The 6,325-nt window shown below is 67.9% G+C and carries 10 protein-coding genes; 5 read left to right on the top strand and 5 right to left on the bottom strand.

The features are described from left to right. Nucleotides 1–29: 29 nt before the first annotated feature. Both ACFC0D_RS37805 and recO read right to left on the bottom strand, forming a co-directional pair. Complete coding sequence (locus ACFC0D_RS37805; protein ID WP_376446484.1) at nucleotides 30–854, bottom strand: isoprenyl transferase; 825 nt, start codon at nucleotides 852–854, stop codon at nucleotides 30–32. Nucleotides 855–873: 19 nt separating this feature from the next. Then, nucleotides 874–1,623, bottom strand: a complete 750-nt coding sequence (gene recO, locus ACFC0D_RS37800; protein ID WP_352187931.1) for a DNA repair protein RecO — start codon at nucleotides 1,621–1,623, stop codon at nucleotides 874–876. Between the two features lie 73 nt (nucleotides 1,624–1,696). Here recO and ACFC0D_RS37795 point away from each other — a divergent pair, with 73 nt between their 5' ends. Next, nucleotides 1,697–2,356 carry a hypothetical protein gene (locus tag ACFC0D_RS37795; protein ID WP_376446480.1) on the top strand — a complete coding sequence of 220 codons (660 nt, stop codon included), beginning with the start codon at nucleotides 1,697–1,699 and terminating at the stop codon, nucleotides 2,354–2,356. A gap of 51 nt (nucleotides 2,357–2,407) precedes the next feature. Here ACFC0D_RS37795 and ACFC0D_RS37790 read toward each other — a convergent pair whose 3' ends face one another. Both ACFC0D_RS37790 and ACFC0D_RS37785 read right to left on the bottom strand, forming a co-directional pair. Then, nucleotides 2,408–2,623 (bottom strand): hypothetical protein, encoded by a 216-nt coding sequence (locus ACFC0D_RS37790; protein WP_376446477.1) that lies wholly within the window; start codon nucleotides 2,621–2,623, stop codon nucleotides 2,408–2,410. Continuing rightward, the gene (locus ACFC0D_RS37785) at nucleotides 2,620–2,805 is read right to left on the bottom strand and encodes a hypothetical protein (protein ID WP_376446475.1); all 186 of its coding nucleotides are present in this window, start codon (nucleotides 2,803–2,805) and stop codon (nucleotides 2,620–2,622) included. The genes ACFC0D_RS37790 and ACFC0D_RS37785 overlap by 4 nt, the downstream gene beginning before the upstream one ends. Nucleotides 2,806–2,976: 171 nt before the next feature. Between ACFC0D_RS37785 and ACFC0D_RS37780 the strand changes: the two genes are divergently transcribed. After that, nucleotides 2,977–3,813 (top strand): Scr1 family TA system antitoxin-like transcriptional regulator, encoded by an 837-nt coding sequence (locus ACFC0D_RS37780; RefSeq protein WP_376446472.1) that lies wholly within the window; start codon nucleotides 2,977–2,979, stop codon nucleotides 3,811–3,813. After that, entirely contained in the window at nucleotides 3,795–3,992 is a 198-nt protein-coding gene (locus tag ACFC0D_RS37775; RefSeq protein ID WP_376446469.1) for a DUF397 domain-containing protein, read from the top strand. Before ACFC0D_RS37780 ends, ACFC0D_RS37775 begins: the two co-directional genes overlap by 19 nt. Here the strand turns inward: ACFC0D_RS37775 and ACFC0D_RS37770 are convergent. Then, nucleotides 3,979–4,536: a hypothetical protein gene (locus ACFC0D_RS37770; RefSeq protein WP_376446466.1), complete on the bottom strand. Its 558-nt coding sequence runs from the start codon at nucleotides 4,534–4,536 to the stop codon at nucleotides 3,979–3,981. The genes ACFC0D_RS37775 and ACFC0D_RS37770 overlap by 14 nt on opposite strands. Between ACFC0D_RS37770 and ACFC0D_RS37765 the strand changes: the two genes are divergently transcribed. Continuing rightward, entirely contained in the window at nucleotides 4,517–5,356 is an 840-nt protein-coding gene (locus ACFC0D_RS37765) for a hypothetical protein (protein WP_376446463.1), read from the top strand. The two genes, ACFC0D_RS37770 and ACFC0D_RS37765, sit on opposite strands and share 20 nt — an antisense overlap. 4 nt (nucleotides 5,357–5,360) lie before the next feature. After that, on the top strand, nucleotides 5,361–6,182 hold the full coding sequence (locus ACFC0D_RS37760; protein ID WP_376446460.1) for a hypothetical protein: 822 nt from the start codon (nucleotides 5,361–5,363) through the stop codon (nucleotides 6,180–6,182). Nucleotides 6,183–6,325 lie beyond the last annotated feature (143 nt).

The raw sequence follows: 6,325 nt of genomic DNA, 5'->3' as shown, positions 1-6,325 counted from the left end.
CGTCCGTACGGCCCGGGCCTCGTCCGTCCTCAGGCCTTGTCGAGCACGGCCATGTCCGCCGGGTCCACGCCACCGAAGCGGCGGTCGCGGGAGGCGTACTCCACGCAGGCCCGCCACAGGTCACGGCGGTCGAAGTCCGGCCACAACACGTCCTGGAAGATCATCTCCGCGTAACTGCTCTGCCAGATCAGGTAGTTCGAGGTGCGCTGCTCACCGCTGGGGCGCAGGAACAGGTCGACGTCCGGCATGTCCGGGTAGTAGAGGTACTTCTGGAAGGTCTTCTCATTGACCTTCGACGGGTCCAGCTTCCCCGCCGCCACATCCTGCGCGATCTTCTTCGCGGCGTCGGCGACCTCGGCGCGGCCGCCGTAGTTCACGCAGAAGTACAGCGTCATGGCGTCGTTGTCGACGGTCTGCTCCTGGGCGACCTGGAGCTCCTGGACGACCGACTTCCACATCTTCGGCATCCGGCCGACCCAGCGGATACGGATGCCCAGCTCGTCCATCTCGTCCCGCCGGCGGCGGATGACGTCACGGTTGAAGTTCATGAGGAAGCGGACCTCCTCGGGGGAGCGCTTCCAGTTCTCGGTGGAGAAGGCGTAGAGGGAGAGGTTCTTGACGCCCATCTCCAGACATCCCTTGAGCACGTCGAGGACCACGCCCTCGCCGACCTTGTGCCCCTCGGTGCGCGGCAGGCCGCGCTCCTGGGCCCATCGGCCGTTGCCGTCCATCACGCAGGCCACATGGTTGGGCACCAGCTCGGCGGGGAGCTTCGGCGGACGGGCACCGGAGGGGTGCGGCTCGGGGACCTTGTACTCCCGGCGCTGCCGTCCGAGGATTCCGCGTCGTGCGATGGCCATGGCGATGGATCTCCTAGCTCTTCTCTACATACCGCAGGGAGCGCAGGCCGCGCTCCAGGTGCCAGTGGAGGTAGGCGGACACCAGCCCACTCCCCTCCCTCACGTGACGCGGCTCGCACGCGTCCGCCGTCGCCCAGTCGCCGGTGAGCAGCGCGCTGAGCAGGCCGATGGCCTCCGGAGAGGGTACGACGCTGCCGGGCACTCGGCAGTCGCCGCATATGACCCCGCCCGCCGCGACCGAAAAGAACCGGTTCGGCCCATGAAGTCCGCATTTCGCGCAGTCCTCGAAGCTCGGCGCGTAGCCGTTGACGGCGAGGGAGCGCAGGAGAAAGGCGTCGAGGATGAGATGAGGCGCGTGCTCGCCCCGGGCGAGCGTCCGCAGACCGCCGACGAGCAGCAGGTACTGCTGCACGGCCGGCTCGCCCTCATTGTCCGTGAACCGCTCCGCCGTCTCCAGCATCGCCGTCCCGGCGGTGTAGCGGGCGTAGTCGGTGACGATCCCACCGCCGTACGCGGCGATGGTCTCGCTCTGCGTACAGAGCGGAAGCCCCCGCCCGACGAGATCACTCCCGCGGGCGAAGAACTGCACGTCGACATGGGAGAAGGGTTCGAGCCTGGCCCCGAACTTCGACTTGGTCCGCCGGACCCCGCGCGCTACGGCGCGTACGCGACCGTGACCCCGCGTGAGGAGCGTGATGATGCGGTCCGCTTCACCCAGCTTCTGGGTGCGCAGCACGATGCCGTCGTCGCGGAACAGACTCATGCGGCCATTCTCGCTCATGCACCAGGCGACCATTTGCCATGTGCACGGCGGCAAATCCAGAGTCGCCGCGTCCTTGATCGTTCCCACGGGGGTCACCGAACTCATGCGCCTCACACCGCTCGTCACGACCGCAACGGCGGCCCTGCTGGCCCTGACCACGCTGACCGGCCGCGGAGGCGGAAACAGCGACGGTACGGGCCAGGGCACGAGTGTCGACGAGGTGCTGGGCAGCAACCCGGAGCGGAACGGCGGCACCAACGGCTCCGGTCCCGGCATCGACCTGGAGCTGCCCACGGCGGGCTCGATGAGGCGGCCGGCCGAGATCATCAACGCCTACACCGAGTGCGACGACCTCTCCACCGACCCGGACGACGACGACTTCTTCCCGGGCGACGAGGCCTACGACGAGAAGTGGACCGTCACCGAGCGCGGCGCCTGTGGTCGCGGCATCCGCATCTTCATGTTCACGGACATGAGGACCTTCCAGGCCGCGTACAAGACCGACCTCGACGAGGACCGCAAGGAGAGCCCGAACAAGGGCCACCGCGGCAAGTTCCTGATCGGCAAGGACTTCGCCGTCCTCAACGACCGGAGCGCGCCGATCCGGAGTCTCCTCCAGCCCGGCGCCCTGATGATGCTGAACTGCCACCCGGACTTCACGACCCCGAGCGGCTACCGCAAGGACGACACCCTGGTGGAGGGCTGTGTCCTGACGAACTACTACGAGGACTGAGACCCCCGCGCCGAGGGGCGGGGGCCTCGCCCCCGCCCTGCGGCGCCCTCTTCACGGCACCTCGCCCCGGCTCCGCGCGTTCGCGTGCGCCGTGGCCGCGCTGAGCCGCTCGGCGGCCGTGGCAGCCCGCACCCCGTCCGGTTCCGCGTCCCACTCCCGCCCGCCGCCGAGCGGCCTCAGCTGGATGTACGGGCCTTCGTGCCCCATGACCGTGCCGACCTTCCCTGTACGGATGTCGACGACGTACGACCCGATGGGCAGTTTCACGACCGGCCCCCTTCTTCCCCCGGCGGTACGACGGCGGCCAGCCGGCGCGCCGTCTCCACCGTGCAGCGTCCCAATTCGATGAGCGGCCGAGGGGGATCGGAGGCGAGGGTGAGAACGTCGAGCCCGAGCGAGGGCAGGACGATTCCGACCCTCGCGAGTGCGTCGCGCAATTCCCCTGCCACCTCCTGAGCCTCTTGAACGGTCCCCGTTGTCGGTCGCTCGTGTTCTTCCTTCACCAACGCAACCCTTTCCGAATCAATTTCCCGCTTACCGCATCCAGGGTGGTACCGGGTCCGTAGAATCGGCAGATGCGCAGGTCCTACAACTGGTGCGTAGGGTTCGGGAGTTAATCCATGGCCAGAGGCGGCAAGCGGCAGGATGCGTGGGAGTTCTTCGGCGAGCTCCTGAAGGAGCGCCGTGAGGCGGCCGGGCTCTCACAGGGCGAGTTGGGCCGACAGGTGTTCGTATCGGGCGGTTACATCGGCCTGTTCGAACAGGGAATCCGAAAACCGCAACTGGATGTGGCGCAGCGAATCGACCAGGTACTACAAACCGGCGGTATTTTCGAACGGACGTGGCGCAAACTCATCAACAAGTCGCCGTACGCGTCCTATTTCCACCAGGTGGCTGAGCTGGAGTCGGTGGCGACAAAGATCTGCGAGTTCGAATCCACGGCCGTCCCGGGCCTGCTCCAGACATCCGAGTACGCGCGGGCTGTCGTCCGCGCCAGCAACCCCCTCGCCCCCGACGAGGACGTGGAGGAGACAGTCGAAGGCCGCATCTCACGGTCGGCGATCCTGAAGGGCGCTACACGACCCGTGTATTGGGTGATCCTGCACGAAACGGTGCTACGAATCCCGGTGGGCGGCCCAGTGGTGATGACTCAGCAGCTCAACCACCTCATGGCCCATGTACACGAACGCAAGGCGCTCATCCAAGTCCTGCCCTACGCGGCAGGTGCGTACCCCCAGATGGGCAAGCCGCTCAAGCTCATGGAGTTCGAGGACGCGCCCCCAACCGCCTATACAGAGGCGGTGTATTCGGGCAATCTGCTGGACGATCCGGCTGTGGTGAAGCGGGCGCAGGCGGCATACGATCTGCTAAGGGCCGCCGCTCTGTCGCCGGGGGCGTCCCTCGCACTGATCGAGTCGGCGGCTGAGGACCACAGACGATGCGCGACTACGACCTGAGCAATGCTCGTTGGCTCAAGAGCTCCTACAGCGACGGCGACGGCGGCAACTGCGTCGAGGTCGCGTACGACGTCCCCGGTGTCGTCCCCGTCCGGGACAGCAAGAACCCCGCCGGCCCCACCCTCATCGTCCCCGCCGCCGCCTGGGCCGCGTTCGTCGCGGAGGTCAGGAGGGGCTGACGATCAGCCCCACCGTCGCGAGCACACCCGCAGCGAAGGACAGGAGCGCGGTCAGCTTCGCGCCCCGCAAGGAGCTCTGGCGGAATCTGCGCTCCTTGCGGACCGTCGCCTTCGTTCCCATGTGCACGCGCTTCACGTTGTTCGGGTCGTAGACCAGCGGATACAGGTCGTCGACCACGTGCGCGGGGCCCACCGAGACACCGGTCTGGTGGCGGGCGGTCCCGGTCGCGGTCCGGAACTCGTAGATCACGCTCAACGTGCCCGTCGTGTTGATCGGCACCGCGCTGACCAGTCGCGCCTGCACCTCGAGGCCTGACTCGTTCAGGTCTTCCATCTTCTTCAGCTCGCCCCCTTCACCGGCGACGATCAGCAGGCCGAAGATGAAGACCGGCACGGACGCAATGATGAAACAAGCGAGCACTGCAGTCACCAAGTTCACAGGCGGACCGTACGACACCACAGGTCCCGACCGAAACCCCCACACCCCCTTCACCAGCGTGACCTCGCACCCTACGATCACGCGCATGTCGATCACTTCGCCCATACCCGTCCTCCAGGGCGACAAGGGCACTGAACTCCGTTCCGCTGACGAGGAGCTGATGCTGCGTCGCCCGGACGACGAGCTGCGCATCCCGCTCACGGCGATCGCCCGCGTGCAGGCCGAAAGGCGCGCCGTCTCCATCGAGTTGACGGCCCCGGCGGGGGCCACGCCGACCGTCTACCGGGTCACGGACGTGAGCGCGGCCGCCGCCTCGGTCTTCGCGGACGTCGTGAACGCCGCGCTGCCCGAACGCGCCGAGGGCGAGACGGTGATCGACGGCGCCACGCTCGTCGTCACCCGGAGTCTGATCGCCGGCGAGGAGGAGGACGAGGACGACGAGGTACGGGGCGGCCTTCCCAAGCCTGCCAAGTGGACGACCTACACCGCCTTCGCCGCTGTCGCGGCCCTCGCCGTCGTCGTCGGGCTCCTCGACAGGAACTGGGGCCGGGGAATCGCGACGCTGCTGCTCGGGGAGCTCGGCGTAGGGGCCTCTTTTCTCGCTTGGGCGGGTCTGACGTCCGTATGGGAGGACTGGTACCTGCGCCGCTACGGCATCACCGTGGACGCGCGGCAGATCTACCGGAACGGCACGACCACCAACGCCTACACGGACACCGATGGCGTCACCCGCTACGTCGGCGGCAGCAACAAGGGCAAGCCCGTCCAGGTCGCCTACCACCCCCGGAAGCCGCTGACCGCGGTCGTCCGCACCGGGCGGGGCGATCAGGTGGGCAGCCTGATCCTGTTCTTCGTGATCGCCGCCATCGCAGCGCTCATCGACTACGGGACGTTCCGGCTCGCGCTCCCCGCCTTCGGAGGGTGAGGGGATGTCGATCATCTCCTCCCTACCCGTCCTCCAAGGCCGCGGCGGCTCCGTCCTGTCCGCCGATGAGCAGGCGCTCACCCTTGAGCGCCCCGGCGAAGTGGTGACGTTCCTCCCCGGGTCGGTCGCCAAGGTCCACGCCGAGGGCCGCAGGGTCACGCTCGAACTGCGGGCCAAGGCGGGGGTCACACCGGTCACGTACCGGATCGAGGACGTGAGCGAGGCCGCCGCCGTCGTCTTCGCCGATGCCCTGAACGAGCTGCTGCCCGGCCCGACGGACGACATCGACGGCACCCACCACACCGTGGTGCGCTCCCTCTCCCCCACCTGGCACCAGAGGTTCCTGCGCCGCATCAAGTGGCTGGTGATCGGCTCCCTGGTCGCGGTCGTCGCCCTGTGCGTGATCGTCGCGGTCGCGGGAGAGGCGGGGCTGATCATCGGCCTCGTGCCGGTCGGCGGCATCACGACGGCGGGGCTCGGCGTCGGCGCGTACGCGGCCGGACGGTGGATACACGAAAGGCGGCTGCTCAGGCACGGCATCACGGTCGTCGCGACGCCCTCCGACGTGCCGGGCGTGTATCTGTACACGGACAACACCGGCACGACGCGCCCTCTCAAGTACTGGGGCTTCGAGCAGTTCGTCCGGGCCGGTTACGACCCCAGCGACCCGTCGGACGCACTTGTGCCCCAGGCGCCGCTCCCGCGCCGCCTGAACTTCTCCCTGGGGCTCTTCATTCTCTTCTGTGCGCTGAACGGCGTGGCCATGCTGGTCATCCTGACCGTCGACGCCGTCACCGGCGGCTCCCTCTCCGGCGAGGCCCCGTAGGGAGGGCCGGAGGGCGGGCCCCCCACCCCGGTGGGCCCCCCCACCCGCCGGAGGGCACCAAACCCCAAGCTGTCTCTTAAAAAAAAAAGAAGCAGGCCCCGATATTTTGGGTGTATATCTAGGTGGTGGCCGGAAGATTAAAA

The organism is Streptomyces sp. NPDC056222, assembly GCF_042264065.1.
Classification (GTDB): Bacteria; Actinomycetota; Actinomycetes; order Streptomycetales; family Streptomycetaceae; genus Streptomyces.
Note: the sequence above shows the minus strand (reverse complement) of the source record. Positions and strands in the feature narration are given on the sequence as shown.